The sequence below is a fragment of the Francisella philomiragia subsp. philomiragia ATCC 25015 genome (assembly GCF_000156715.1).
Lineage (GTDB): Bacteria > Pseudomonadota > Gammaproteobacteria > Francisellales > Francisellaceae > Francisella > Francisella philomiragia.
This window is the reverse complement of the sequence record NZ_DS999311.1, coordinates 24,228-48,861: the sequence shown is the minus strand read 5'-3', so window position 1 is coordinate 48,861 and position 24,634 is coordinate 24,228. Positions and strand designations below refer to the sequence as shown.

The window sequence follows — 24,634 nt, the reverse complement described above, 5'->3', positions numbered from 1 at the left end:
AGCTTTGATTTATAAACTCTGCCGAGTGGTTAATATTCTGCTATAATTAAAGTTCTAATAAAATACTAACTGCCGAGCAACTATGCTTAAAAATGTACTAAAAACTAATTTTAAAGACTTCAAAGAAATCTTTAAAAGACCTAAGCAAAACAACTATCATTTACCTAAATATTTACAACTTAAATATACATTTGTGCCAATATTAATTTTAGTTGTATTTGCATTTTATAATCTTGATACACTTGTTGAGAACTATATCAAGCATTCCATGCCTGAAGCTGTCGGCAATGCTTTTAGGTATATTACAGATGTTGGTAAAGCAGAATATATCTTGATAATATGTGGAGTGATAGTTTTAGTCAGACTATTTATTAATATTGATAAGCTTTCTGAGAGTACCAAAATTGCTTTTAATAAGATTTGTATATATTCAGGATTTATTCTAGCAACTGTAGCAATAAGTGGTATTGTAGGCCAAGTTCTCAAAATTATAATAGGCAGAGCTAGACCGAAATTTTTCTTAGAATATGGATCGCATTATTTTCAGCACTTTCATGCTCCAGGTTATGATTTTGCAAGTATGCCTTCAGGGCACTCAATAACAGTTGGTGCGATGTTTATAGCATTTTTTTATATTTTTCCAAAATTTAGATATTTGTGGTATGTACTAATAGTTGTATTCGCGGGTAGTAGAATTATAGTTGGTTCTCATTACCCAAGTGATGTGATTTTTGGAGTAGCTTTAGGCTGTTACTGTACCGCATATATATATTATTGGATGTTAAATAGAGGGTTACTTCCAAAAAAATAAAACTCTAAAGATATTTAATTATCTCTTAATTTATTTTTATAAAAAGATTTCTAAAAAAGCTCCACAGATTCTACTAAATTTGATATCATAGCTAATATCTTTTTTATTCATTAAATTAAGTAATCAAAAAATGACTTTAATCGATGGCAAAAGGCTTTCTATAGATCTAAAAGAGAGATTGACAGATCAACTTCGAGAATACAAAGAACAAACTGGCATAGTTCCTAAATTAGTGGCAATAATCGTCGGCGATGATCCTGCTAGTAAGACTTATGTAGGCTCAAAGGAAAAAGCCTGTGAAAAAGTTGGTATAAATTCAGAAGTTATAACACTTCCTGAAGCAACAACTGAGCAAGAGTTGTTAGAATTAATTGATAAGTTAAACGATGATTCTAGTGTACACGCTATTTTAGTACAGCTACCATTACCAACTCATATCAACAAACAAAAAGTTATCTATGCTATCAAGCCAGAAAAAGATGTGGATGGTTTTCATCCTGCAAATGTTGGTAGACTACAGCTTAGAGATAAAAAATGTCTAGAGTCGTGTACACCCAAAGGTATCCTGACTATGCTTAAAGAGTATGGTATACAGACAGAAGGCGCTCATGCAGTAGTAGTTGGGGCTAGTAATGTAGTCGGTAAACCTGTCTCTCAGTTACTATTAAATGCCAAAGCAACTGTCACAACGTGTCATAGGTTTACTAAAGATCTCAAATCTCATACAACTAAAGCAGATATTTTGGTAGTAGCGGTAGGTAAGCCAGGTTTTATCACAGCTGACATGGTCAAAGATGGTGCTGTGGTTATAGATGTTGGTATTAATCATGTCGATGGTAAAATAGTTGGCGATGTTGATTTTGAAGCTGTCAAAGATAAAGTTGCTGCGATTACTCCAGTACCAGGCGGTGTTGGGCCAATGACTATTACAGAGCTTCTTTATAATACTTTTCAGTGTGCTCAGGAGTTAAATAGGTAGTGAATTTGTTATGGCAAGTTATATCCTCTTGGGTGGATATCTCTAGGCTAATGGATAAGATTGAAAAGATTCCCGCTTGCTCGGGTATACTAATTTATGTAGAAAGGAAATAACATGGCAAGCTTAAAATATGAAGATGCTGGCGTAAATATTGAAGCAGGTAATGAAGCTGTTAATAGAATGAAAGAACATGTCAAAAAAACATTTACAAAGAATGTTTTGACAGGTTTAGGAAGTTTTGGGTCTCTTTATTCACTAAAAGATATCATCAATAACTATGATGATCCTGTTTTAGTACAATCAATAGATGGTGTTGGAACTAAAACTAAAGTTGCTGTAATGTGTGGCAAGTTTGAGAATCTTGGTTATGATCTTTTCTCAGCTGCGACAAATGATATTGTTGTGATGGGTGCTAAACCAATCACTTTTTTAGATTATGTTGCTCACGATAAGCTTGATCCAGCAATTATGGAAGAGCTTGTAAAAGGTATGTCAAAAGCTTGTGCTGAATGTGGTGTATCTCTTGTTGGTGGTGAAACTGCTGAAATGCCAGGGGTGTATCAAGCAGGTGAGATTGACATGGTGGGTGTCATTACAGGTATCGTTGATAAGAATAAAGTCATCAATGGCGAGAATATCAAAGAAGGCGATGTTGTGTTTGGTCTTAGTTCATCAGGCTTGCATACGAACGGGTATTCATTCGCGCGTAAATTATTCTTTGATGTCGCTGGTAATAAGCATACTGATACATATCCGGAGCTAGATGGCAAAACTATTGGCGATGTATTGCTAGAGCCTCATATTAACTATACTAATATTATCCATGATTTCTTAGATAATGGTGTTGATATCAAAGGTATGGCACATATTACAGGTGGCGGTTTTATAGAAAATATCCCAAGAGTATTACCTCAAGGATTAGGTGCAGATATCTCTAAAGATAGCTTTGAAACTCCTGCTATCTTTAGAGTTATGCAAAGAATTGGCGATATTAGTGAGTTTGAGATGTATCGCTCATTTAATATGGGTATAGGTATGACTATAATAGCTAGCCAAGATCAATTTGATAAGATGAAAGAGTTAGCTAAAAAGCATACAAATACCAAACTATATCAAATAGGTAAGATTACAAATACAGGCAAGGTGGAAATTATCTAATGATTGATAAACAAATCATCATCAATAATATACAAAACGTTTTAAAATCAACAGATCTTAATATCAAAGATAAATACATTGGTAAAGTTAGAGATATGTACTTTACTGATGATAAAAGTATTTTGATATCAACTGATAGACAGTCAGCTTTTGATAGATCGTTAGGGTTTATTCCATTTAAGGGTCAGATTCTTGCTCAATCATCAGTTTGGTGGTTCAAAGAAACTGCTCATATTGTCAAAAATCATTTTATAGCATCCCCAGATGCAAATGTCGTAATAGCAAGAAAAGCAAGGGTGTTGCCAATTGAGTTCGTAGTCAGAGGCTATATAACTGGCTCAACTTCGACATCATTGTGGACACACTACAAAAATGGTAGCCGTGATTATTGTGGCAATATTCTCCCAGAGGGCTTGAAAAAGAATCAAAAGCTGCCACAAAACATTCTAACACCAACAACAAAAGAACAAGACCATGATAGACCAATTTCAGCCGAAGATATCGTCAAAGAGGGTTGGTTAACTCAAGAGCAATGGGATTTTGCTTCACAAAAAGCCTTAGAGTTATTTGAATTTGGTCAGCAGAAAGCCTTAGAACATGGTTTGATATTAGCCGATACAAAGTATGAGTTTGGAGTTGATGAAAAGACTGGTGAAATTATTTTAATAGATGAGATTCATACACCTGATAGCTCAAGATTTTGGCTAAAAGATAGCTATGTTGAGAGATTTGAAAATGGTGAAGAGCCAGAAAATATTGATAAAGAATTTTTTAGATTATGGTTTGCAAAAAACTGCGATCCATATAATGATGATGTCTTGCCACAAGCGCCACAAGATTTGGTTGTAGATCTATCACAAAAATACATAACACTTTTTGAGATGATAACTGGTCAAAAGTTTGAAGTACCTGTAGATATCAAAAATATTAGTCAAAGAATTGCAAAAAATGTTGCAAATTATTTAAATACGGAGAGTCAAGTGAATATTCTTTTAGTAGGTTCAGGAAGTAGAGAACATGCAATAGCTGAGGCGGTTAAAAGAAGTGCTGTTAAGAATAACCTCTTTTGTATAAGTACAGCAGTAAATCCTGGTATTGATAGAATAGCTCAGGGATATAAGGTTGGTGATATTTGTAACTGTGAAGAAGTTCTTGAGTATGCAAAAGCAGAGAGTATTGATATAGCTATTATTGGTCCAGAGGCGCCGCTTGAAGTTGGTCTTGCTGATACTTTTAAAGCAAATGGTATAGGTGTGGTTGGTCCAACTAAGAAGCTTGCTCAACTTGAAACATCAAAAGGTTTCACAAGAGATCTAATCCGTGACTATGATATAGGAGCAAATCCTTTCTTTAGGAAGTTCTCAACTATGGATGGTGTAGAAGAAACCCTCAAGGAGTATAGAAATCAGTTCGTCATAAAAGCAGATGGTCTAATGGGTGGTAAAGGAGTTCTTGTATGGGGTGATCATTTACATACAATGAGTGATGCTCTCAAGCATTGTCAGTCATTGATAGACGCAGGTAAGGAATTTGTGATTGAAGAGAAGCTTGTTGGTCAAGAATTTTCTTTGATATCTTTCACTGATGGTGAGCATTTTATTCATATGCCAGCTGTACAAGATCACAAACGTGCACATGAAGACGATAAAGGCCCAAATACTGGTGGCATGGGTACTTATTCAGATGCTAATCATAGCTTACCATTTTTATCAGACTCTGATATAGCTAGAGCAAAAGAGATAAATGAGAAAGTTGCAAAAGCATTGGCCGATAAGTTTGGCGAACCTTATCAGGGTATTCTGTATGGTGGTTTTATGGCTACCAAAGATGACACAAAAGTTATTGAGTATAATGCTCGGTTTGGCGATCCAGAGGCTATGAATTTGCTAACTTTACTTGAAACAGATTTTGTTGAGATAGTACAAGCAATAACTAACGGTACTCTTGATAAGGTAAAAGCTGAATTTAAAAATCAAGCTAGTGTATGTAAATATCTAGTACCACTAGGATATCCAAATCAATCAGTCAAAAATTTTGAAATAGATATTTCAAAATGCCCTGATAATGTTGAAATTTTCTTAGGAGCTGTAGATTTTAGAGATGGTAAATTAATTGGTACAGGCTCTAGGGCAATAGCAGTATTAGGTCTAGGTGATACAATAGCTGAAGCTGAGCAAAAAGCAGAAAACGCAGTCAAAAACATTTATGGTAAGCTATTTCATCGTCCTGATATTGGTACTAAAGAGCTTATCAATAAGCGTATTAAGCATATGAACTTACTGCGTGGTGATAAGTATCAGGAGCTATAGAAATGTCTAGGCTAAAACTTGTTATATTGGGTTCTACGCGTGGGACTAATATGCAGGCTATAATAGATGCTATAGCTGATAGGCAAATAGATGCTGAGATAAGTTTGGTTATTTCTAATAAGCAAGATTCTTATATTTTACAAAGAGCAAAAGATCGAAATATAGCTAATAAATTTATAGCTTCAAAAGGTCTGTCAAGAGAGGTTTATGACAAGCTTCTTGTCGAAGAAATCCAGAAATACAATCCTGATTTGATTTTATTAATTGGTTTTATGCGTATTTTAAGTCCAGTCTTTATAAAGGCTTTTGAGGGTAAAATTCTAAATATTCATCCATCACTATTACCAAAGCACGCAGGATTAATGGATTTGGCTGTCCATCAGTCAGTTATTGACGCTGGAGATATTGTATCTGGGTGTACTATCCATCAAGTAAGTGAAGAGGTTGATGGTGGTGATATAGTTTTGCAGTTGAAATGTGATGTAACAAAAGATGATATTGCTGAAAGCTTAAAAGAAAAAGTACAAGCTCTCGAGAGTAAAGCTTGGATAGAGGTTATTAAGAATTGGAAGCAAATAATTCAGTAGTGTCATTCTACGACTTGATCGTAGAATCTAAGTAAGGTGTTGAGCATCATTATAAATGGATCCTATGGTCAAGCCATAGGATGACATATAAGGGAGACAAAGAGATGAGTATAGATGTTGGTGTAATCATGGGCTCTAAATCTGATTGGAGCACAATGAAAGAGTGTTGTGATATTTTAGAGAATCTAGGTATTAGCTATGAATGTGAGGTTGTTTCAGCTCATAGAACTCCTGACAAAATGTTCGATTATGCTGAGACAGCCAAGTCTAGAGGCCTAAAAGTAATAATTGCAGGTGCTGGCGGTGCAGCCCATCTACCTGGTATGGTTGCTGCAAAAACAGATCTACCAGTATTAGGTGTACCTGTGAAGTCTAGCACGTTAAGTGGCAAAGATAGCTTATTATCTATCGTACAGATGCCAGCGGGTATTCCAGTTGCTACTTTTGCGATTGGTGTGGCAGGGGCTAAAAATGCTGCTCTTTTTGCAGCAAGTATATTGCAGCTTGTAGATTCAAAAGTTGGTCAAGCATTAGCTAAGTTTAGAGCAGATCAAACTCAATCAGTACTAGATAATCCTAATCCGAGGGAACAGTAATATGAAAATAGGTATTATTGGAGCAGGTCAACTTGCAAGGATGCTAAGTATAGCTGGTACGCCTTTAGGTCTAGAGTTTCACTGTCTTGGTAAAACAGGTGATTGCGCCGAAGAGGTTGTAAAAAGTGTAACAGATATTGATTTAGATCAAATTAATGATGTAGTTACATGGGCAAAACAGTTTGATGTAATAACTTTTGAGAATGAAAATATATCTCACGAGCTTATCAAAGCAATTAATCATGATGTGAATGTATATCCATCTGCGAAAGCCATCGCTATCTCTCAAGATAGGCTTCTTGAGAAATCTTTTATGCAAGACCATGGCATAGCTACTGCTAAATTTGTAAATATTGATAGTCTAGACAAGCTTGAAAAAGCAGTGCAAGATTATGGACTACCGGCTATAGTCAAAACACGTAGATTTGGCTATGATGGCAAAGGTCAATTTGTGATGAAATCTCAAGAAGATGTATCAAAAGCTTGGGATGCTCTTAAAAATGCTCCAGATGATCTTATTTATGAGGCTTTTGTTGATTTTGATTATGAAGTTTCGCAGATATGCACAGCTGATATTAAAGGTAATATAGCTTTTTATCCATTAGCTAAAAACACTCATAAGCAAGGTATTATAGTTGAATCCGAAGCGCCTTTTGAAAATCCGGTTTTAGCTGAAAAAGCACAACAGATAGCTAAAACATTAGTCAAAGAGTTTGCTTATGTTGGTACTTTAGCCATAGAGTTCTTTGTCAAAGGTGATGAGTTAATAGTCAATGAGATAGCTCCGCGAGTGCATAATAGTGGACACTGGAGTATTGATGGCTCAATTACCTCACAATTTGAAAATCATGTTAGAGCTATCGCAGGTTTGATCTTGGGAGATACAACAAGTTGTAAAACAGTGATGTTGAATTGTATTGGTGGTATGCCAGCTACAAAAGATTTAGCAGCACTTGATAGAGTTAAGATTCACAGTTATAACAAAGAACCACGTAAGGGCAGAAAGGTTGGACATCTTAATCTCAATCTAAATGATGAAACCGATGCTTATCAGCTATTGCAAGCTAAAAAGCTTATAGAACTTTCTCAAGAGCTTTAATTTGAGATAAAAGCATTTTTTATCCAGTTAATATCTTCTTTGTTAATTGCTATTAAATCGAATCTACATTCGTAGTTTTCAAACTTAGGATTTTCTTGTAAGAAAATATTTGCTGTATTAATAAGTTTTTGCTGTTTACTGTAAGTTAGCATTTCTTCTGCTTTAGCAAATTTTGTTTTGCTACGATATTTTACTTCGATAAATACAAGAATGTTTTGGTCTAAAGCAATAATATCAATTTCACCATAAGGTAAGGCTCTGAAGTTTTGAGCTAGAATTTGTAAGTTTTTAGTTCGTAAAAATTTAGAGGCTTGTTCTTCAGCTTTATTACCTATTTCAATTGTTTTCATATTTTTAGAAGTTTTTATAACTGTGATATATATTGTACGAATAAATGTTATTGGTAGATTAAAGATCTATAGCCATATTTAGCTTTGTTACTTTAATTAATCCCACTGTGTCGAAGTAGAGCTTCTTCATTTGGTTTACGCCCCATAAATGCTACAAAGTTATCCATAGCATCACGTGAAGAGCCCTTTGAAATTATGTTTTCTAACAAGTCATTACCAACTTTATTACTAAGGATTCCTTCATTTTCAAAACGTGAAAACACATCTGAAGAAAGTATTTCAGCCCATTTGTAACTGTAGTATCCAGCAGCATAACCTCCAGCAAAAATATGCGAAAATCCATTCTGGAATCTATTGTAGCTAGGAGTTTTAAGTAAGTTGACTCTTTCTCTAATGCTATCTAATTCATTTTGAACTTCAGCTGCCCTAGTTAATTTTTTGTAGTGGATATTCATATCAAATATAGCAAATTCAAGTTGTCTAACCATCATCAATGCAGATTGAAAATGTCTGGTGCCTACTAGCTTATCAATTTGTTTATTACTAAGGGCTTTACCATCGCGTGATCCAGATATAAGTGCTAGTCCTTCTTCGCACCAGCAGAAATTCTCCATGAATTGGCTAGGTAATTCCACAGCATCCCATTCAACTCCATTAGTTCCAGAAATTGAAGCAATAGTTACACGTGATAAGATATGGTGAAGAGCATGACCAAACTCGTGAAATAATGTTACGACATCACTATGAGTTAGGTTTGCACCATCTTTTGATGGTGGCATAAAGTTACAGTTTACATAAGCCACAGGTTTTTGAGCTAAGCCATCTAACTTGATAAATGCTGTGCGTGAGCCATCCATCCATGCGCCACCACGCTTATTATCACGAGCAAAAAAATCACAAATTATACTACCAATATATTCGCCATCTTTGAAAAAATCAAAAGTTTGTTGCTCTGCAACATATTTTGTATAGTTTCTATTTTCTGTGATTTCTAAATTATAGATTTTATTAAGTATCTTGAATAGTCCTTCCAAAACTCTCTCTAATGGGAAATATTCTCTAAGCTCTTCCTCTGTAAAGTCAAATTTAGCTTTTTTGAGTTTTTCAGAGTAATATGCTGTATCCCATGGTTGAAGAGCATCTACTAGTCCTGCATCTTCAGCAAATCTACGTAATTCATTAAGTTCTTTTTTTGCTTGAGGTAATGATTTTTGAAGAAGATTATTAAGTAGCTCAAGTACTTGGGTTGGAGATTCTGCCATTTTGGTAAATAGAGAATTCTCTGCATAATTATCAAAACCCAGTATTTGCGATTTTTCAGCACGTAGTTTTAGGATTTTTTCAATATTGTCATCATTATCGAAGTTTTTGTTGTCTGCCTCTTTTGATGCCCTAGTACAGTATGCTTGATAGAATCTCTCACGTAATTTACGATTGTCAGCTTGTTGCAATACTGCTAGGTATGTTGGAATATCTATTCCTAATGCATATTTTTCAGAAATATTTTTTTGTTTTGCTTTATTTATTGCTGATTCAATAGTATTTTGAGACAGACCTTTTAGCTCTTTCTCATCATTTGTGGTGTAAAGCCAGTCCATAGTAGCATCTAACACATTATTTTCAAATTTTGTAGTTAGTTGAGCTAACTCTTGCGAGATCTCTTGCAATCTTTTTCTTTTTGATTCGTCAAGATTTACGCCTGATTGCTCAAATCCGATAATAGCTTTTTTTATGGCTTGGGCTTGTTCAGCATTAAGCTCGTGATTTTGGGTTTGTTTATATAGATTGTATAAATCTTTATTTTGTCCAAGCTTGGTATAGTAATCTGTAAGTTTTGTTACAGCGTATTCGTAGCTCTCGCGTAACTCTTTAGAATTACAAACAGCATTCATATGAGCAATTGTAGAAAATGCTTGGCTTATTTTCTCATCATCTACTTCTAGTTGTAGGAGAGTTTGCCAGCTAGTATTTTGCTCTTGCAGTGCCTTTTTTAGATTGGTTTCAGCATGCTCAAAAAGATTGTATATCGCTGGCTTGACTTCATCAGTTTTAAACTCAGCAAGTTTAGGTAAATTAGATTCTTCTAGTATTGAATTCATGGTAGCCTCAAAATAATGTTTAGATATAATATTGATAAGTTATAATTTATATATGTTAACTATATTATTATAATCAAGGTTTTTTTGCTATGATGACTTTACAAGAAGAAAAAATTCAAGCCCCAGTTTTTTTCATAGAATACATCGATGGGCGAATTATTCTTAATATTGGCGAATATAATCAGCCCTTAATTTTATCTTCTACTGAAGTGCTAGAGTACCAAGACAAAATTAGTGATATAAATAGTATTAATAAGAGTCATCTTGATCTTGTGCTATCAACTAGTCCAGAAATTATCATTATTGGTACAGGGAAAAAACAATTATTACCACCAATAGAAATAATTAATGAGCTAGCAAAAGCTGGTAGAAGTGTTGATTTTATGGCAAGTGATACTGCTTGTAAGACATATAATTTACTTGTTAATGAAAATCGTAGTGTCAGTTGTATAATCATTTGATAAACAGCTATTTATTTAACAGTAATTAGTGTTATAATCGATTTTGAGTGTATAAACTTAAAGGAGTAATATGTATGAAAAAAATAATTAAACTTAGTCTTTTATCTTTGTCAATCGCAGGTCTTGCTAGTTGTTCTACAGTATCAGGTGATAAGCCTGCTGCTCAGGATCAAGCAGCGCAAGCTTCAGATGCGACAGCTGTTCAAGCTTCTACTGCAAGCACAGCACCTACAGCTAAGATAAAGCTAAAGAAAACTAACCAAGATGATATCAAAGCTACTATCTATACTACTTACAATAATAACCCTCAAGGAAGTGTAAGATTACAATGGCAAGCTCCGGAAGGATCTAAGTGTCATGACACTAGTTTCCCTATAACTAAGTATGCTGAAAAGAACGATAAAACTTGGGCTACTGTAGAAATCAAACAGGGTAATAAGTATTGTAGCGGTAAATGGACAGCAAACGTTCTTTTTGATAAGCAAGTAATTGCTTCTGATTCAATCACTGTATAGTCATCCTGAAAATTGACTTAATTCTTTTAAATATCTACTCTTTAATTTAGAAAATCAGATTATTATTAAATAGCACTTTTTGCTATACTTTATTTCTCAGGAATAATAACGGTAATAAGTTTTATGAAAAAGGTTTTAATAACATCTGTGGTATTGTCGGCAGTATTAAGTCTTAGTTCTTGTGGATCTAGTACTGCAGAACAAATCCAACAGCTTCAGCAGACACAAAAACAATTGAGTGAACAAGCATCTCAGAATCTTGCTAATATTGATAGTTTACAAACTAAAATAGCCAAGTATAGGTTACAAGCAGATGATTTACAGAAAGAATCAGATAAATTAGGCAGTGATATTGATGATCTCAAGAAAGCGTATAGTAACTTTAGTGATCCAAATAATGATAGTGCAATAGCTGTTAATAAAGAACTAGTGCAAAAGACTCTTCAAAAAGCTAAAATTGATGAGAAAATAAATGAGTATCGAACTCTTGCAAATGGATATCAATCGCAGATAAACAATCTAAAAGCTACTTCACAAACTCAAGCTAACCAAGCATCTAAAATAGCTCAACAAATTGTAGAGCTTCAGTCTAAATCAAAATAATATATATATTTGTTATCTTGAGTTGTTAATCTTCTTTACTTAAGGTGTCTAGCTGATAAAATATATGTTTATAAGACTATACAGATAAACTTAATATATGAAAAATAATCTAACAGCTTTGTTGATTTGTGCAATTTCCTTAATAGCTTTAATGCTAACAGCTTGTGCTTCTGATACAGAAAAATTAGCGGAGCTACAAAAAAATCAACAACAAATGCAGCAACAAACTGTAGTGCTCCAAGAGGAAATAGCTAAGGTTCAGCAAAAATCCAATAAATATGAGAAATTAGCTAACAAATATAAGATCTTATTAGATAAGCAACAGCAAGAGATTGATGCGCTAGAAGCTGAACATGCTAAGCTTAGTAAAGAGAATACTGCTGAAGCATTAGCTAAAAAGCAAGAGTTAAAAGAACAGTTGATGAAATCTGCTCAAGATTCTGTACATATTCAAAAAATATTTAAACGCTACACGAAAAAAGCATCTGCTTATAGAGAAAAGTCTCAGACATTGGAAGAGCAAACAAAACAAACTCAAGATAATCTTGAGCAAACAACTCAAGAAATTCAACAACTTAAAGATAAGATAGTAGTTGAGCAAACTGTAAATTAAAAAAAAGTAATGGATAATAATACAATGAAAAAATTTTTGCTATTAGCTTTAGTAACAGCTGGTTTAGCTGGATGTAGTACATATAACTCATTTGTTGATAAGCTGTACAGTTCAGATGATTCAATACAAGTTAATCCTGATGATAATTTAGATAATCCAGATCAAGAAGATCGTCAGGATAGCTCAGAAGATAAGCCAACAGCCACATTGAATTTAAACTATCAATCAGAATCTCATGAGATTGAAGCAAAGATAATAACTAATTGGAATGGTGCTCCTCAGGGGACTATTTATTTAACATGGAGAGCTCCTAAAGATACTAATTGCTATAGTACATCTTTCCCTATTACTAAGTTTAAAGATGTCCAAGACTATACTGTAGATAATCAGAGTGTTCTTAGTGATGATAAAGTTTGTGATGGTACTTGGACTGCTACTGTTGTTAATAAATCTGATAATTCAGAATTAGCTAAATCTTCAGTTGAGATTAAATAATTTTTTCTAGCACTTCAGATACTATAATTTCTTATTAAGATAAATTCCTAACACGAGAATTAATTGTGAAAAACTTTGTCAAAAAGATTAATTTTAACGACTGTATATTTTACTTTCTTGCTATTTCACTATTTTGGGTATTTTTAATGCCTTTTATGAAATATACTCCACTAAATTTAGTGCCGATGTCATCAGGGGGTAAGATTACTCATTATTTTAATGATACTTTTAGTGCGAATATTTATCTGTTTTTAGATAGATATTATATTTTTTTTTATACGCTTTGTATTGCTAGTGTAGCTATTTTAGTCAATAAGCAAAGTCTTTCTAAGCTTTTACAAGTATTTTGGGGCTTTAGTAATCTCGTAAGATATTCAATCTTTATGTTTTTTATGTTTGGTATTGTATCTTCAGTTTTTGCAATTTCACCATCAATTGCATTTAAAGGAGTTAGTGTAACATTTTTGCAATTTTTTTGTGTGCTATTTATAGCTGGGTATGTAAGAGATAATTTTAAGTCTGTACAGTATTTTTATGTGATTATATTGCTATCTTTGATTTTTTTTGGAGGAGCGTTGTTTCTACAGTTATCATTGGCTAATTATTCGGTGTATGGAGCTGTAGTTGCTGGTAACATCCAAAAAGTTTTATTGTTCATATATAACTGCCTAAATCCAAGATTTTTGGATAATTACTTTAGTTGGTTTTTGCCTTTGTTGTTATTGCCATGGTTTATTAATTTAAGACCTATTTACAAGATAGGTTCTTTTATAGCATTAACTATAGTTTGGTTTGTATTGATAAATCATGCTTTTAGAACAATATTTGCTGAGTATATTGTAATAATACCTTTGCTTTTTATTTTTGCTCGCAAGTATTTTAAGATAGTTGTCTTGATGCTTGGCTTAACTCTGGTTTGTGGAGGTTTGCTAGACTTGTTCTATACTCATTTTATATCAGCATTTGATAATACTAATATTAAGTCATCAGCAGATCTTATTAGAGGCGGTTTTAGTGGTAGGATTCCCCTATGGAATGAGGCATTCTGGGTAGGTATAGAACATCCCTTTATTGGTGTTGGGCAGTGGAACTATCTTGCAATCACTAAGCGCCCAGATGGTTACCCTCATAATTTGCTATTAGAAATATGGTCGCAATGGGGTATTCCAGCTTTTATTGCTGCGATTATAGTTATTATTACAGCGGTTAAAAATTTACTTAAAAAACGTGTAGATATTTGTGCTAATCCTTATCATTGTATATTTGTGATGATGCTAACAGCTGGAATGATAGATGGCATGTTAAATGCTATGTTTAAAACATCGCTAGGATTATTTGGTTGTGTGTTTGTATTTGGCTTTTGCGTATCTGTTTTTGTAAAACAATCTAGACATAATATAGATGTTTCCGTTGTAAGCTATATAGTAGTTGGAATAGCTATATTTGCTAGTATATTTTGTATAACAATACTACCTTTGATATTTCAACCTATGTGGATCTAAGTCTTCAATTAATCGATATTATTGAAACATAATTTAAAAACTATCAATTATTTTATATTTAACTACACACAAAAATATCATCCTGAATTTATTTCAGCATCTCGCTATAAATATTGATTTTATTGAGGGTTAGGGGTGATCTTAGGATGACATAAGTTGCTATTTTATGCCAAAGCGGAATAGATTTTTCTTGATGGATTTATATTAGTATTAGTTATTTTCTTTCCAAGGTACAGCATAATCACATTCTGGATTTGGGCATGCTTTTTGTTCGCCATCTTTTTTAGTTGTTTTGTGTAAAAGTATTGGTGATTTACATTTTGGACAATCTTCTTTTATTGGTGGATACCAGTAAGCATTTTTACATTTAGGAAAACCTGAGCAAGCATAAAAAACCTTACCTTTGCGAGATTTTTTCTCAACGATATTATTTTTGTTACACTTCGGACATACTACACCTGTATCTTTAGGTTTTTCAAGAGGTTCCATGTGTTTACATGTTGGGTAATTAGAACAACCAATAAATTTACCATAGCGACCTTGTTTAATGTGTAGATCCGATCCACATTCGGGACACTTTCTATCTTCGACAACGGTAGGCTCTTCTTTTTCAACTTCTTTACCATCGCTATCAACGCGGCGTGTATATTTACAAGTTGGATAGTTCGTACACCCGATAAATCTACCATTTTTACCTAAGCGAGATGATAGTTTGCTGCCGCATTCAGGACAGTCTTCGTCAAGCTCTTCAGTAACTACATCTTTACGAGATACATCTTCTGAGATCTTATTTATTTTTTCAATAAATGGATGCCAAAAGCTATTTAGTACAGATAAGTAATCATTCTTATGATTAGCTATCTCATCAAGCTCTTTTTCTAGTCCTGCAGTATAAGAATACTCAACATATTTTTTGAAATACTCGGTTAAGAATTTATTTACAATACGACCCTTATCTGTAGGTATAAAACGACGTTTTTCTACTTCAACATAGTCTCTTTGTTGGAGTGTTGAAATTATGGTTGCATATGTCGAAGGTCTACCGATACCATGTTTTTCTAAAGCTTTGACTAAAGATGCTTCAGTATATCGAGGAGGAGGCTCAGTTGAGTGTGCTTTAGTTATAATATCTTTTAACGGTACTTTTTCACCTTTTTCAAACTCTGGTAGAGTTTGTTCATCATCAGAGTCTTTTTCATCTTCATCTTTTTCAACATTATAGATTTTCAAAAATCCTGCATCGATAATGACAGTTCCTGTAACTCTGAATTTGTGTTTTGAGTTTTCTGTGATCAAATCAACAGAAGTGCTATTTAACGTTGCTTGCTTCATTTGACAAGCAATAGTTCTATTGTATATTAAGCTATACAGTTTAAACTCGTCTGAGGTTAAGTGTTGCTTGATTGACTCAGGAGTTCTATTTGCTGCTGTTACACGGATAGCTTCATGAGCTTCTTGAGCATTTTGTGATTTTTTGCCAAAAACTCTAGGCTTGGAAGGAAGCATATCTTTATCAAACTTTGATTCAATAAAGTTTCTTATGTCATTTAGAGCATCATTAGATAAGTTGGTTGAGTCTGTTCTCATATAAGATATAAGACCTACAGATTCACCATTGCCAAGATCAATACCTTCATAAAGCTTTTGGGCTGTAGACATAGTTCTCTTAGCAGTGAAGCCTAATTTTTTTGAAGCCTCTTGTTGAAGAGTTGATGTTATAAAAGGAGGGTAAGGGTTTCTTCTAGTTTTCTTTTCTGTGACTTCCTCAACTATCAAAAATCCATTGGCATCTTTAACAATTGTAGATTTAGCTTTTTTAGCATCTTTTTCAGCTATAAATGTAAACTGTTCAACTTTAGTATTGTTAAACTCTATCAAATTTGCAAATATTTGCTTTTGCTTGAATGTATCTGCAGTCAAACTCCAGTAATCTTGTTTTATGAAGTTTTCACGTTCTATTTCACGCTCAACGATCATTCTTAGAGCTGGACTTTGAACTCTCCCAGCGGATAATCCACTAGTTATTTTACGCCATAGTAAAGGGGATAAATTAAAGCCAACTAGAAAATCTAATGCTTGACGAGCTTTTTGAGCGTTAACTAAATCCATGGATAGTTCTTTTGGATTCTCTATAGCATTTGTTACAGCAGATTTTGTGATCTCATTAAATGTGACACGATAAACATTTTTATCTTTCAGTAAGTGAGCATTTTTAAGTATTTCTTGCACATGCCAAGATATAGCTTCCCCTTCTCTATCTGGATCGGTAGCAAGATATATGTTTTCAGCACTTTTTGCAGCTTTTTTGATTGCATCTAAATGTTTCTTACTTCTTTCACTTGTTGTGAATTTGATTTTGAAGTTATCATTTACATCAATAGACGTATCTTTAGAAGGTATTTCTCTAACGTGTCCAAATGATGCCAAAATATCAAAATCATTACCAAGATATTTTTTTATAGTCTTCGTTTTGGCAGGAGACTCAACAATTACTAAATTTTTTGCCATTTTCAACCTTTGAAGTATTTATGTATAAAAAGAGTATTTCTGTGAATACTCGCAAGTGAATTAATAAAATATAAGAAAACAGTCAGCTTATCAATAGTTAATGTATAAAAGTTGGTTTTATAGCAGGCAAATATAGACTATAATTTCTTAAGTACTCTATATAATAAGTTAATTTATATATTTTAAGGTTTTTTTAAAATGAAGCAAAAATGTGCAAAAGTTATATCTTTGTTGCAACAAAAAGGCGGCTCAGGAAAAACAACAACAGCAATTAATATTGCCTGTGGCTTAAAAGAGCAAGGATACAAAGTTGCTATAGTTGATATGGATAAAGATAAGCCAGATGCTTACATGTGGATGACAAAAAACAATGATGCTAGTGATTTTGTTTATAACCTTGATGAGAAAAATGTAAGAGAAAAGGTTTTAGAATTAAAGCAGCATTTAGATTTTGTTGTTATTGATACACCACCTAATTTTCAAACAGCAGCCCTAAAGTCAGCATTGCTCTCTGACTTGGTGGTTATACCATGTTCTCCAAGTGGTATGGACTTGTCAGGCTTGATAGAGGCTAAAGATTTAGCTCTGACAGCAGAGAAGCCTTATAAGTTTTTTGCTAATAGAGTGCAAATGCAATCGAACATGGCTAAGAGCTTGCTGGAGTTTTTTGAAGAAGATGGAAATTATTTTGAAGCCTATGTTTCCCAAAGTGTTAAGTTCATTGAGGCTGAAGCTGAAGGGGTATATGTCGGTGACTATGCAAAACAAAGTAAGCTACATATTCAAGTTAAAAAGTTAGCTAGAGAAATAATAGAGTTCTTCGGAGAATAAAAAATGGCTAAGAAAATTTCTTTAATGAACCGTAAGACTAATCCTAAAATTCATGATGCAGTAGCTCAAGAAAAAAAAGATATTCTCAGAGCTATGCAATTACAAGAACTCAGTGATCAAGCAAGTAAAGTAGGTCAGCTTTTTGAATTACCCTTAAATCTTGTTAAACCTGATGTTAATCAGCCAAGAAAGACATTTAAAAATATTGATTCTCTTGCGGAAAGTATTCGAGAAAATGGTGTTATTCAGCCGATTATTGTTACTGCTAAAAAAGATGATGGAGTACATCATATAATTGCTGGAGAAAGACGATATTTAGCAAGTCAAAAAGCAGGTTTGACAACTATACCGTGTATTGTAAGACAAGAAGAGTCTGATGCTAATATTATCTTATTGCAGCTTTTAGAAAATGATCAAAGAGAGAATGTATCGCCATTTGAAGAGGCAGATGCATTAAGAGATTTGATTGAAAATAAGAATGTCAAAAAATCTGATATAGCTAAAGTTTTAGGTCGAGATAATAGTTGGATATCGATGCGTCTGAAGATAGCTGATGCCGAAGATAATATTCGTGAATTATCAAACAAAGGTATTATTGAAGATGTAAGAACTTTATATGAGCTTAAAAAATTTGCAGAAGAGATACCTGAAGGTGCACAAGAATTTGTGCAAAAAGCTCTAGAAAATAAAATATCAGGTTCCTATCGTAGTGCTATCACTAGATATAGAGATAACTGGAAGCGTAAGGCTGAGATATTAGATAGTGAAAAAATGGATGTAATAAATATTAAGAATATTTCTAAAGATGGTAATCTACTTACAATAAAAGGAGCTAGAGCTAGTTCAAAGAATTACAGCTATACTTTTGAGATAACAGAAGAATTTAAAAAAATATTATTTGATGCATTAATAAGTTAATAAAAATTAAGATGAAAATAGCTATACTACAAACAGATCATATTCCAGAGCATCGACGTGGGGTTGCAGGTGGTAATTATCCTGAGATGTTTGCTAATCTTTTTTTTAAGTTGTCTGTAGTTGTTGATTTTGATATTTATGATGTAACTATTCAAGAATATCCAGAAAATTATGATATTTATGATGGTTTTATTATTACAGGTAGTAAAGCTACGGCTTTTGATAATCTTGGATGGATAGTTAAGCTAAAAGCAGAAATAAAGAAACTTTATGAACAAAACAGAAAGATTATAGGTATCTGTTTTGGACATCAAATTTTAGCTCAAGCACTTGGTGGGAGAGTAGAAAGAGGTCCTAAGGGGTTTGCGGTAGGGGTGCGTAATGTTGAGGTTCTAATAAAGAAACCATGGATGAATCCGTTTCATAACTATCTGAGCTTATTATTTTATCATCAAGATATGATAGTGGAGCTCCCTAAGAATGCGGAGCTAATAAGTACAAGTGATTATTGCAAAGTTCAAATGTTTTGTATCAATAATCATATTTTAGGAATACAAGCCCATCCTGAAATGTTAAAAGTACACAATCATGCTCTTATAAAAGAATATCAAGATGATATAAAAAATGAATTTCATCACGCTTTAGAAAGTTTGAGAATTAGAGATAATAGTTTAATAATAGCCCACTGGATGGCTAATTTTTTTGAGTATAAGGATTAGGTATGAGACAAATAGGTAGAATTGTAGTCTTTGGAGATAGCCTTTTAGATAATGGTAATATTATGAAGACATTAGATATACCAGGTAAACCATACCATGACGGTAGGTTCTCAAATGGGCTTGTTTCAACAGAGGTCTTGGCCGATATTTTAGCTAAAGATCAAAAAGTGCAAGAAATTAAACATAAAAATTATGCAATAGGTGGAGCGTTGACTCATGGCGCTAATCCTTCATCTCTATTGCGATATCATTCGTTTGCAGTATCTGATCAAGTTGCTAGATTTGAGAATGAAGAAGGGCGCTTTGCAGACGATGATTTAGTTATTGTCAATGGAGGAGCGAATAACTTCATGTTTATGGTATACAATGAAATACCATATATCAATTTGATGCCAAAATTTAGAGTGGCTAGGGATTTAAGTAAAATTGTCCGTAAAGTTATAAAAATGGGTGCTAAAAATATAATCTTGTGGAATATTCCAGATGTAACTAGAGCGCCCGGATACAAAGAGTATCTTTCTAACTGGGTTGGTAAATTTTTTAAGTCATATTTGAAAACTAATGTGAATTTACAAAACGGATTATTAAGAAATCGTGTAGTAGAGCTTCAAATGCTTTTTCCAAGTGTTAATCTTAAGCTTTTTGACTTTTTTACACTATTAAATGATTGTATTGATTCTCCAAGAAAATATGGGTTTGAGAATGTTACTGATGCCTGTGTTGATAGCTATGGTGGAGCAGATTCTTTAGGCAATATTCAATATGATATCGAAGTTCTTGGTGATCCTGAAAAGTACTTATGCTGGGATTATTGCCATCCAACTGCAAAGGCTAATAGGGTTGTAGCAAATAAGATGTTAGAGCTATGGAAACATGATATGTAATTTTGTTTTATCCTTTGAAACCTGTAGCCACAACATAGAACTCTCTTGATTTGGGCCTTGATGATTTTGGTTTAAATTGTGTTACTTTATTAAAAGACTCTCTTACTAATTTAAGGTATTCATCACTTCCTTGACCTTGAAAAACCTTCGCAACAAAAGAACCATTTCTGTTTAGATTTGTAGTTGCAAAGTCTAGAGCAAGTTCAAGAAGATAGATTGATCTTGCTTGATCAGAGGTTTTGTTTCCACTTAGGTTTGGAGCCATATCAGATATTACACAGTCAATTTTCTTATCATTTATAAGTTGGTTTAACCTTTCGTAAGTTTCATCACTAGAAAAGTCTCCTTGGATAAACTCTACGCCAGCAATAGGAGCCATTTCAAGTAAATCTAGAGCAATAAGTTTACCATTGTTGCCTATAAATTTTACTACCTGTTCTGACCATCCTCCTGGAGCAGCTCCAAGATCAACTATAAACATATTCTGCTTGAATAGGTTGTATTTATCTTGTATCTCAAGAATCTTGAAACTTGCACGACTACGATAGCCAAGTTTATTAGCTTGAAGCACATAATAATCAGAAGTATGATCTTGAATCCATTTTTTAGTAGTAGAACCTTTAGACATAGTTATCTTAGAATTTTTTCTTTATATTGTATGGATATTTTATAGATAAATAAAGTATGCTAATGATATTGTTTTTATCGATATCAAAAGCTTATAAAACAGCTGTTTTAGAGTTATAATTAATTCACTAGAATTTTCATTTTTTGAGTTTAGAATGTATAGAAAAATATTCATCGTCTGTTTGATAGGCTTGTCAGCAGCATCTTGCACTATAAAGGAAGATATTCAAGATAATATTGATCATTATGATAAGCTAACAAGGTATAGTCAAGCTAAAGAGGTTAGTTATAGTAAGCATACAAATGATATTGATGGGGCTAGATTTTTAGTTGCAAACTATCCAGATCAAGTTATTCGTTTAGATGGTAAAGATTTTGATCAAAGATATAAGAAGTTAGTGGAGTATCTCAAAGATAATGGCTATACAATTATGGCAAACGAGAAACTACCTCAAACAGCTACTATTATCGCGGAACTTAATAAGCCTCTTCCTGATATGAAGTATATGGGAGTTATAATGGAGCAAGATTCAAAAATGGGTCAAACTGTATATAGTATATCTTATGGTGGCAATGAATTTAAAGCTAGGCAGTTCTATACTGACTATAAGAAAACATTATGATTTTTTGGTAAATAACGAAGCAAGTATCAGAAGTATTACACCACAGGTTATTGCTGAATCAGCTATATTAAAAGATGGCCAGTGATAATTACCAATATGAAAATCTAAAAAGTCTATTACATAACCTTGAAAAGCTCTATCATAGAAGTTACCTAGAGCTCCTCCTAATATAAGTGAGAATGAGATTAGGTTAAGTCTTGCACTAGTAGGTTGTCTGACTATTAGATATATAAGCACAATTGCAGCGATTAATGAAATAGTGGCAAACATAATCATTTGCCATGATGTTTGATCATTGCTCAGTAAGCTAAATGCGGCTCCATGATTGTATAGTAAAGTAAAATTAAAGAAGCTAGTCACTTTTACAGGTTGGGCAAATTCAAGCCAAGTATTAGCTAAATATTTCGTGTATAAATCTACAACTATAATAATAAATGCTAAGATGAAATATTTAAGCTTAGGTTTAAGCGAATTCACGTGATTCTCCAGCTTCTGTAGTAATATTTTCAACGCAGCGACTGCAGATATCTTGATATTCTTCATTTTGACCCACAGTAGCACTACGATGCCAACATCTTTCACATTTTGGTTCTTCAATCTTATTAACTTCAATATTTAGACCAGTAATATTTGACTCAATAGAGTTATTTGTTTTTTCTTCAATAGCTCTTAAACTTGCTTTTGATGATATAAGTAAGAATCTAAGCTCATTGCCAAGCTTCTCTAGAAGTTTATAGTTATCGTTATCTGCATATATGATAATTTCTGCTTCCAATGATGCCTTAATTACTTCTTCATTTCTTTTAATCTCAAGTATTCTATTAACTTCTGAGCGTATTTCTTGAATTTTTGCCCAGAATTCTAGATTTAACTCATCTTCACTATTAAATGATTTAAGATCAGTATACCACTCACAAAGCTGAATAGGTAAATCAGTTGTTTTTGGTGTAGCCTCCCATATTTCATCAGCTGTATATGAAAGTATAGGTGCCATCCATCTTACAAGTGCATGAACTATATGATATATGGCAGTCTGAGCTGATTTACGTGGATGACCATCTGTTTTTGCAGTGTATTGCCTATCTTTGATAATATCTAGGTAGAAGCTGCCCATTTCAATAGAACAAAAATGGTGGATTAATTGAGCTACAGTATGAGTTTGATATTTATCGTAAGCTTCAATTATTCTGTCTTGGAACTCTTTTGTTTTAGCTATTGCCCATTGATCTAACTTGACTAGTTTGTCAAACTCAATAATATCTGTTTTTGGATTAAAGCCTTCTAGGTTTGATAATAAGAATCTAGCAGTATTGCGTAATCTACGATAAGTGTCAGCAGTTCTTTTTAGAATCTGATCAGAAACAGCCATTTCACTCTTGTAATCAGTAGATGCTGTCCATAGACGAAGTATATCCGCACCTAAAGTATTATAAATATCTTGAGGTGAGGTTACATTGCCTAGAGATTTGGACATTTTGCGTCCATGTTCATCAACTACAAAACCATGGGTAAAGACTTCTTTATACGGTTGGCTACCTTTAGCAGACATAGCGACTAATAGAGATGTTTGGAACCAGCCTCGATGTTGATCAGATCCTTCTAAATACAAATCAGCTGGGTAGCTTAAACTTTTGTCTATATCTAAAATACACATACTTGATGAACCAGAGTCAAACCATACATCCAATGTATCTTTCACACGTTTATATGTATCTATCTCAGCTATGAACTCATTATCATCTGCATTAAACCATGCCTCAATACCGCCTTTTTCTATCTTTTGAGCTACTTTGTGAAGTATCTCAATAGTATTAGGATGTAGTTCTTCAGTTTCTTTATGAATGAATAATGGTAATGGTACGCCCCATGTTCTTTGACGAGATATACACCAATCTGGTCTATCTTTAATCATACCCTCTATACGAGCTTGTCCCCAACTAGGAGCCCAACTAGTTTCTTTAATTGCTTCTATAGCCTTTTCACGCAAGCCTTCTTTTTCCATGCTAATGAACCATTGAGGAGTAGCTCTGAATATCAATGGAGTCTTGTGGCGCCAGCAATGAGGGTAGCTGTGTTTTAGTTTATCAAAGTTCATTAGACGCTTTTTCTCGCCAAGAAGTTCAATAACTCTATCGTTCGCTTTAAATACAAACTCGCCAGCGAATAGTTTAGTATTTTCGCTATAGCAACCATTACCTTTTACAAAAATCTCCATTGATAAATCATGCTCTTTTCCAAGAGTGAAATCTTCAACACCGTGAGTAGGTGCTGTATGAACCATCCCTGTACCTGAGTCATCAGTTACATGATCACCATGTAAAATAGGCACATGGCGGCTATAGAATGGATGCTCTGCAATAATACCTATTAATTTATCTCCGCTAGTGTTAGCTATAACTTGAGCATTTTCAATAGCATATCTTTTAAGTGTTTGCTCTACTAAATTTTCAGCTAAAATAATATAGAAGTCCTCAATTTTAACTAAGCTATAGTTAAGCTGATTGTTAACAGCTATCGCTTGGTTAGCTGGTAATGTCCATGGAGTCGTTGTCCAAATTATTGCAAAGGCATCATTGTTTAGAGATTCTAAGCCAAAAGCTTTAGCAAGCTTCTCTTTATCTTTGATTTTGAACTTTACATCAATTGCTGGTGAGATTTTATCTTTGTATTCGACTTCAGCTTCAGCAAGTGCTGATCCGCAGTCAGTACACCAGTGAACAGGTTTAAATCCTTTTGTTAGATGCTTGTTCTCAATTATTTTAGCTAATGTTCTAATCATATTAGCTTCATAGCTAAAGTCCATAGTTAAATAAGGTTGATCCCATTGCCCCAATACGCCAAGTCTCTTAAAGTCTTTCTTTTGTATTTCTACTTGCTGCTTTGCATATTTGCGACATTCTTTTCTAAAAGCGTCTTCAGATATTTTCTGACCAGCTTTACCGTGTTTCTTTTCGACTTGTAATTCTATTGGTAAGCCATGACAGTCCCAAGTTGGAATATAAGGAGCATCATAGCCACTTAATGTTTTGGATTTGACGATTATATCTTTTAAGATTTTGTTTACAGCATGTCCGACATGGATACTACCGTTAGCGTAAGGAGGACCATCATGTAGCACAAACTTTTCACGACCAGCAAAATGCTCTCTAATCTTTTTGTAAATACCTTGTTTTTCCCACTTATTGAGGATCATGGGCTCTTTATTTGCTAAGTTACCTTTCATTGAGAAAGAAGTTTTTGGAAGATTTAAGGTGTCTTTATAGTCACTCATTTGGATTCCTTAGGTATTTAAAGGTTATATATTGAAAATAAAATTACTTAAGCTCAAATTATAAAGTACAAAGGGG

At 33.5% G+C, this 24,634-nt stretch carries 24 protein-coding genes; 18 read left to right on the top strand and 6 right to left on the bottom strand.

Annotated elements, in window-relative coordinates:
- Positions 1 to 82: 82 nt before the first annotated feature.
- The 7 genes from lpxE (at position 83) to FTPG_RS00395 (ending at position 7,539) form a co-directional block, all read left to right on the top strand.
- The gene (gene lpxE, locus FTPG_RS00425; RefSeq protein ID WP_004286430.1) at positions 83 to 811 is read left to right on the top strand and encodes a lipid A 1-phosphatase LpxE; all 729 of its coding nucleotides are present in this window, start codon (positions 83 to 85) and stop codon (positions 809 to 811) included.
- A 130-nt stretch (positions 812 to 941) separates the two neighbouring features.
- The gene (gene folD / locus FTPG_RS00420; protein WP_004286429.1) at positions 942 to 1,790 is read left to right on the top strand and encodes a bifunctional methylenetetrahydrofolate dehydrogenase/methenyltetrahydrofolate cyclohydrolase FolD; all 849 of its coding nucleotides are present in this window, start codon (positions 942 to 944) and stop codon (positions 1,788 to 1,790) included.
- 114 nt (positions 1,791 to 1,904) lie between these two features.
- Positions 1,905 to 2,948, top strand: coding sequence for a phosphoribosylformylglycinamidine cyclo-ligase (gene purM / locus FTPG_RS00415; RefSeq protein ID WP_004286428.1), 1,044 nt, complete (start codon positions 1,905 to 1,907; stop codon positions 2,946 to 2,948).
- Positions 2,948 to 5,257, top strand: coding sequence for a phosphoribosylaminoimidazolesuccinocarboxamide synthase (locus tag FTPG_RS00410; RefSeq protein WP_004286427.1), 2,310 nt, complete (start codon positions 2,948 to 2,950; stop codon positions 5,255 to 5,257). The genes purM and FTPG_RS00410 overlap by 1 nt, the downstream gene beginning before the upstream one ends.
- Positions 5,258 to 5,259: 2 nt before the next feature.
- Complete coding sequence (gene purN, locus FTPG_RS00405; RefSeq protein ID WP_004286426.1) at positions 5,260 to 5,844, top strand: phosphoribosylglycinamide formyltransferase; 585 nt, start codon at positions 5,260 to 5,262, stop codon at positions 5,842 to 5,844.
- A 104-nt stretch (positions 5,845 to 5,948) separates the two neighbouring features.
- Positions 5,949 to 6,440: a 5-(carboxyamino)imidazole ribonucleotide mutase gene (purE, locus tag FTPG_RS00400; protein WP_013922212.1), complete on the top strand. Its 492-nt coding sequence runs from the start codon at positions 5,949 to 5,951 to the stop codon at positions 6,438 to 6,440.
- Position 6,441: 1 nt separating this feature from the next.
- The gene (locus FTPG_RS00395) at positions 6,442 to 7,539 is read left to right on the top strand and encodes a 5-(carboxyamino)imidazole ribonucleotide synthase (protein WP_004286424.1); all 1,098 of its coding nucleotides are present in this window, start codon (positions 6,442 to 6,444) and stop codon (positions 7,537 to 7,539) included.
- Here FTPG_RS00395 and FTPG_RS00390 read toward each other — a convergent pair.
- Together FTPG_RS00390 and FTPG_RS00385 are read right to left on the bottom strand one after the other, a co-directional pair.
- Positions 7,536 to 7,889 (bottom strand): YraN family protein, encoded by a 354-nt coding sequence (locus tag FTPG_RS00390; RefSeq protein WP_004286423.1) that lies wholly within the window; start codon positions 7,887 to 7,889, stop codon positions 7,536 to 7,538. The two genes, FTPG_RS00395 and FTPG_RS00390, sit on opposite strands and share 4 nt — an antisense overlap.
- A 92-nt stretch (positions 7,890 to 7,981) precedes the next feature.
- The gene (locus FTPG_RS00385) at positions 7,982 to 9,988 is read right to left on the bottom strand and encodes a M3 family metallopeptidase (RefSeq protein WP_004286422.1); all 2,007 of its coding nucleotides are present in this window, start codon (positions 9,986 to 9,988) and stop codon (positions 7,982 to 7,984) included.
- 89 nt (positions 9,989 to 10,077) lie between these two features.
- Between FTPG_RS00385 and FTPG_RS00380 the strand changes: the two genes are divergently transcribed.
- From FTPG_RS00380 to FTPG_RS00355, 6 genes are all read left to right on the top strand, one after another.
- Positions 10,078 to 10,449 (top strand): Mth938-like domain-containing protein, encoded by a 372-nt coding sequence (locus tag FTPG_RS00380; protein ID WP_004286421.1) that lies wholly within the window; start codon positions 10,078 to 10,080, stop codon positions 10,447 to 10,449.
- A gap of 74 nt (positions 10,450 to 10,523) precedes the next feature.
- Positions 10,524 to 10,964, top strand: a complete 441-nt coding sequence (lpnA, locus tag FTPG_RS00375) for an outer member lipoprotein TUL4/LpnA (RefSeq protein WP_012279901.1) — start codon at positions 10,524 to 10,526, stop codon at positions 10,962 to 10,964.
- A gap of 123 nt (positions 10,965 to 11,087) precedes the next feature.
- Complete coding sequence (locus FTPG_RS00370) at positions 11,088 to 11,567, top strand: hypothetical protein (RefSeq protein ID WP_004286419.1); 480 nt, start codon at positions 11,088 to 11,090, stop codon at positions 11,565 to 11,567.
- A gap of 97 nt (positions 11,568 to 11,664) precedes the next feature.
- The gene (locus FTPG_RS00365) at positions 11,665 to 12,180 is read left to right on the top strand and encodes a hypothetical protein (protein WP_004286418.1); all 516 of its coding nucleotides are present in this window, start codon (positions 11,665 to 11,667) and stop codon (positions 12,178 to 12,180) included.
- A gap of 24 nt (positions 12,181 to 12,204) precedes the next feature.
- A complete protein-coding gene (gene lpnB, locus FTPG_RS00360; RefSeq protein WP_004286417.1) occupies positions 12,205 to 12,675 on the top strand; it encodes a TUL4 family outer member lipoprotein LpnB in 471 nt (156 codons plus the stop codon).
- A gap of 146 nt (positions 12,676 to 12,821) precedes the next feature.
- The gene (locus FTPG_RS00355) at positions 12,822 to 14,177 is read left to right on the top strand and encodes an O-antigen ligase family protein (protein ID WP_144402384.1); all 1,356 of its coding nucleotides are present in this window, start codon (positions 12,822 to 12,824) and stop codon (positions 14,175 to 14,177) included.
- Positions 14,178 to 14,387: 210 nt separating this feature from the next.
- Here the strand turns inward: FTPG_RS00355 and topA are convergent, their stop codons facing one another.
- Positions 14,388 to 16,685 carry a type I DNA topoisomerase gene (topA, locus tag FTPG_RS00350; protein WP_004286415.1) on the bottom strand — a complete coding sequence of 766 codons (2,298 nt, stop codon included), beginning with the start codon at positions 16,683 to 16,685 and terminating at the stop codon, positions 14,388 to 14,390.
- A gap of 198 nt (positions 16,686 to 16,883) precedes the next feature.
- Between topA and FTPG_RS00345 the strand changes: the two genes are divergently transcribed.
- From FTPG_RS00345 to FTPG_RS00330, 4 genes are read left to right on the top strand one after another with little or no spacing between them, the layout of a single operon-like run.
- Positions 16,884 to 17,516, top strand: a complete 633-nt coding sequence (locus FTPG_RS00345; protein WP_004286414.1) for a ParA family protein — start codon at positions 16,884 to 16,886, stop codon at positions 17,514 to 17,516.
- Positions 17,517 to 17,519: 3 nt separating this feature from the next.
- Complete coding sequence (locus FTPG_RS00340) at positions 17,520 to 18,434, top strand: ParB/RepB/Spo0J family partition protein (protein WP_004286413.1); 915 nt, start codon at positions 17,520 to 17,522, stop codon at positions 18,432 to 18,434.
- Between the two features lie 11 nt (positions 18,435 to 18,445).
- Positions 18,446 to 19,153, top strand: a complete 708-nt coding sequence (locus FTPG_RS00335) for a glutamine amidotransferase-related protein (protein WP_004286412.1) — start codon at positions 18,446 to 18,448, stop codon at positions 19,151 to 19,153.
- Between the two features lie 2 nt (positions 19,154 to 19,155).
- Positions 19,156 to 20,037, top strand: a complete 882-nt coding sequence (locus FTPG_RS00330; protein WP_004286411.1) for an SGNH/GDSL hydrolase family protein — start codon at positions 19,156 to 19,158, stop codon at positions 20,035 to 20,037.
- Between the two features lie 7 nt (positions 20,038 to 20,044).
- Here the strand turns inward: FTPG_RS00330 and rlmE are convergent, their stop codons facing one another.
- On the bottom strand, positions 20,045 to 20,665 hold the full coding sequence (gene rlmE / locus FTPG_RS00325) for a 23S rRNA (uridine(2552)-2'-O)-methyltransferase RlmE (protein ID WP_004286410.1): 621 nt from the start codon (positions 20,663 to 20,665) through the stop codon (positions 20,045 to 20,047).
- A gap of 154 nt (positions 20,666 to 20,819) precedes the next feature.
- Between rlmE and FTPG_RS00320 the strand changes: the two genes are divergently transcribed.
- Entirely contained in the window at positions 20,820 to 21,287 is a 468-nt protein-coding gene (locus FTPG_RS00320; RefSeq protein WP_004286409.1) for a hypothetical protein, read from the top strand.
- Here the strand turns inward: FTPG_RS00320 and lspA are convergent.
- Together lspA and ileS are read right to left on the bottom strand one after the other, a co-directional pair.
- Positions 21,282 to 21,764 (bottom strand): signal peptidase II, encoded by a 483-nt coding sequence (lspA, locus tag FTPG_RS00315; RefSeq protein WP_004286408.1) that lies wholly within the window; start codon positions 21,762 to 21,764, stop codon positions 21,282 to 21,284. The genes FTPG_RS00320 and lspA overlap by 6 nt on opposite strands.
- Positions 21,751 to 24,558 (bottom strand): isoleucine--tRNA ligase, encoded by a 2,808-nt coding sequence (gene ileS / locus FTPG_RS00310; RefSeq protein ID WP_004286407.1) that lies wholly within the window; start codon positions 24,556 to 24,558, stop codon positions 21,751 to 21,753. Before ileS ends, lspA begins: the two co-directional genes overlap by 14 nt.
- Positions 24,559 to 24,634: the final 76 nt, after the last annotated feature.

What these genes read in the sequence shown, in the direction of transcription:
- FTPG_RS00335 (WP_004286412.1), top strand. Translation starts at nt 18,446, where the DNA reads ATGAAAATAGCTATACTACAAACAGATCATATTCCAGAGCATCGACGT.
- FTPG_RS00345 (WP_004286414.1), top strand. Translation starts at nt 16,884, where the DNA reads ATGAAGCAAAAATGTGCAAAAGTTATATCTTTGTTGCAACAAAAAGGC.
- FTPG_RS00410 (WP_004286427.1), top strand. Translation starts at nt 2,948, where the DNA reads ATGATTGATAAACAAATCATCATCAATAATATACAAAACGTTTTAAAA.
- lpxE (WP_004286430.1), top strand. Translation starts at nt 83, where the DNA reads ATGCTTAAAAATGTACTAAAAACTAATTTTAAAGACTTCAAAGAAATC.
- ileS (WP_004286407.1), bottom strand. Translation starts at nt 24,558, where the DNA reads ATGAGTGACTATAAAGACACCTTAAATCTTCCAAAAACTTCTTTCTCA.
- FTPG_RS00390 (WP_004286423.1), bottom strand. Translation starts at nt 7,889, where the DNA reads ATGAAAACAATTGAAATAGGTAATAAAGCTGAAGAACAAGCCTCTAAA.
- FTPG_RS00330 (WP_004286411.1), top strand. Translation starts at nt 19,156, where the DNA reads ATGAGACAAATAGGTAGAATTGTAGTCTTTGGAGATAGCCTTTTAGAT.
- FTPG_RS00385 (WP_004286422.1), bottom strand. Translation starts at nt 9,988, where the DNA reads ATGAATTCAATACTAGAAGAATCTAATTTACCTAAACTTGCTGAGTTT.
- lpnB (WP_004286417.1), top strand. Translation starts at nt 12,205, where the DNA reads ATGAAAAAATTTTTGCTATTAGCTTTAGTAACAGCTGGTTTAGCTGGA.
- purM (WP_004286428.1), top strand. Translation starts at nt 1,905, where the DNA reads ATGGCAAGCTTAAAATATGAAGATGCTGGCGTAAATATTGAAGCAGGT.
- FTPG_RS00355 (WP_144402384.1), top strand. Translation starts at nt 12,822, where the DNA reads ATGCCTTTTATGAAATATACTCCACTAAATTTAGTGCCGATGTCATCA.
- FTPG_RS00380 (WP_004286421.1), top strand. Translation starts at nt 10,078, where the DNA reads ATGATGACTTTACAAGAAGAAAAAATTCAAGCCCCAGTTTTTTTCATA.
- lpnA (WP_012279901.1), top strand. Translation starts at nt 10,524, where the DNA reads ATGAAAAAAATAATTAAACTTAGTCTTTTATCTTTGTCAATCGCAGGT.
- FTPG_RS00365 (WP_004286418.1), top strand. Translation starts at nt 11,665, where the DNA reads ATGAAAAATAATCTAACAGCTTTGTTGATTTGTGCAATTTCCTTAATA.
- FTPG_RS00320 (WP_004286409.1), top strand. Translation starts at nt 20,820, where the DNA reads ATGTATAGAAAAATATTCATCGTCTGTTTGATAGGCTTGTCAGCAGCA.
- topA (WP_004286415.1), bottom strand. Translation starts at nt 16,685, where the DNA reads ATGGCAAAAAATTTAGTAATTGTTGAGTCTCCTGCCAAAACGAAGACT.
- purE (WP_013922212.1), top strand. Translation starts at nt 5,949, where the DNA reads ATGAGTATAGATGTTGGTGTAATCATGGGCTCTAAATCTGATTGGAGC.
- FTPG_RS00395 (WP_004286424.1), top strand. Translation starts at nt 6,442, where the DNA reads ATGAAAATAGGTATTATTGGAGCAGGTCAACTTGCAAGGATGCTAAGT.
- purN (WP_004286426.1), top strand. Translation starts at nt 5,260, where the DNA reads ATGTCTAGGCTAAAACTTGTTATATTGGGTTCTACGCGTGGGACTAAT.
- folD (WP_004286429.1), top strand. Translation starts at nt 942, where the DNA reads ATGACTTTAATCGATGGCAAAAGGCTTTCTATAGATCTAAAAGAGAGA.
- rlmE (WP_004286410.1), bottom strand. Translation starts at nt 20,665, where the DNA reads ATGTCTAAAGGTTCTACTACTAAAAAATGGATTCAAGATCATACTTCT.
- FTPG_RS00340 (WP_004286413.1), top strand. Translation starts at nt 17,520, where the DNA reads ATGGCTAAGAAAATTTCTTTAATGAACCGTAAGACTAATCCTAAAATT.
- FTPG_RS00370 (WP_004286419.1), top strand. Translation starts at nt 11,088, where the DNA reads ATGAAAAAGGTTTTAATAACATCTGTGGTATTGTCGGCAGTATTAAGT.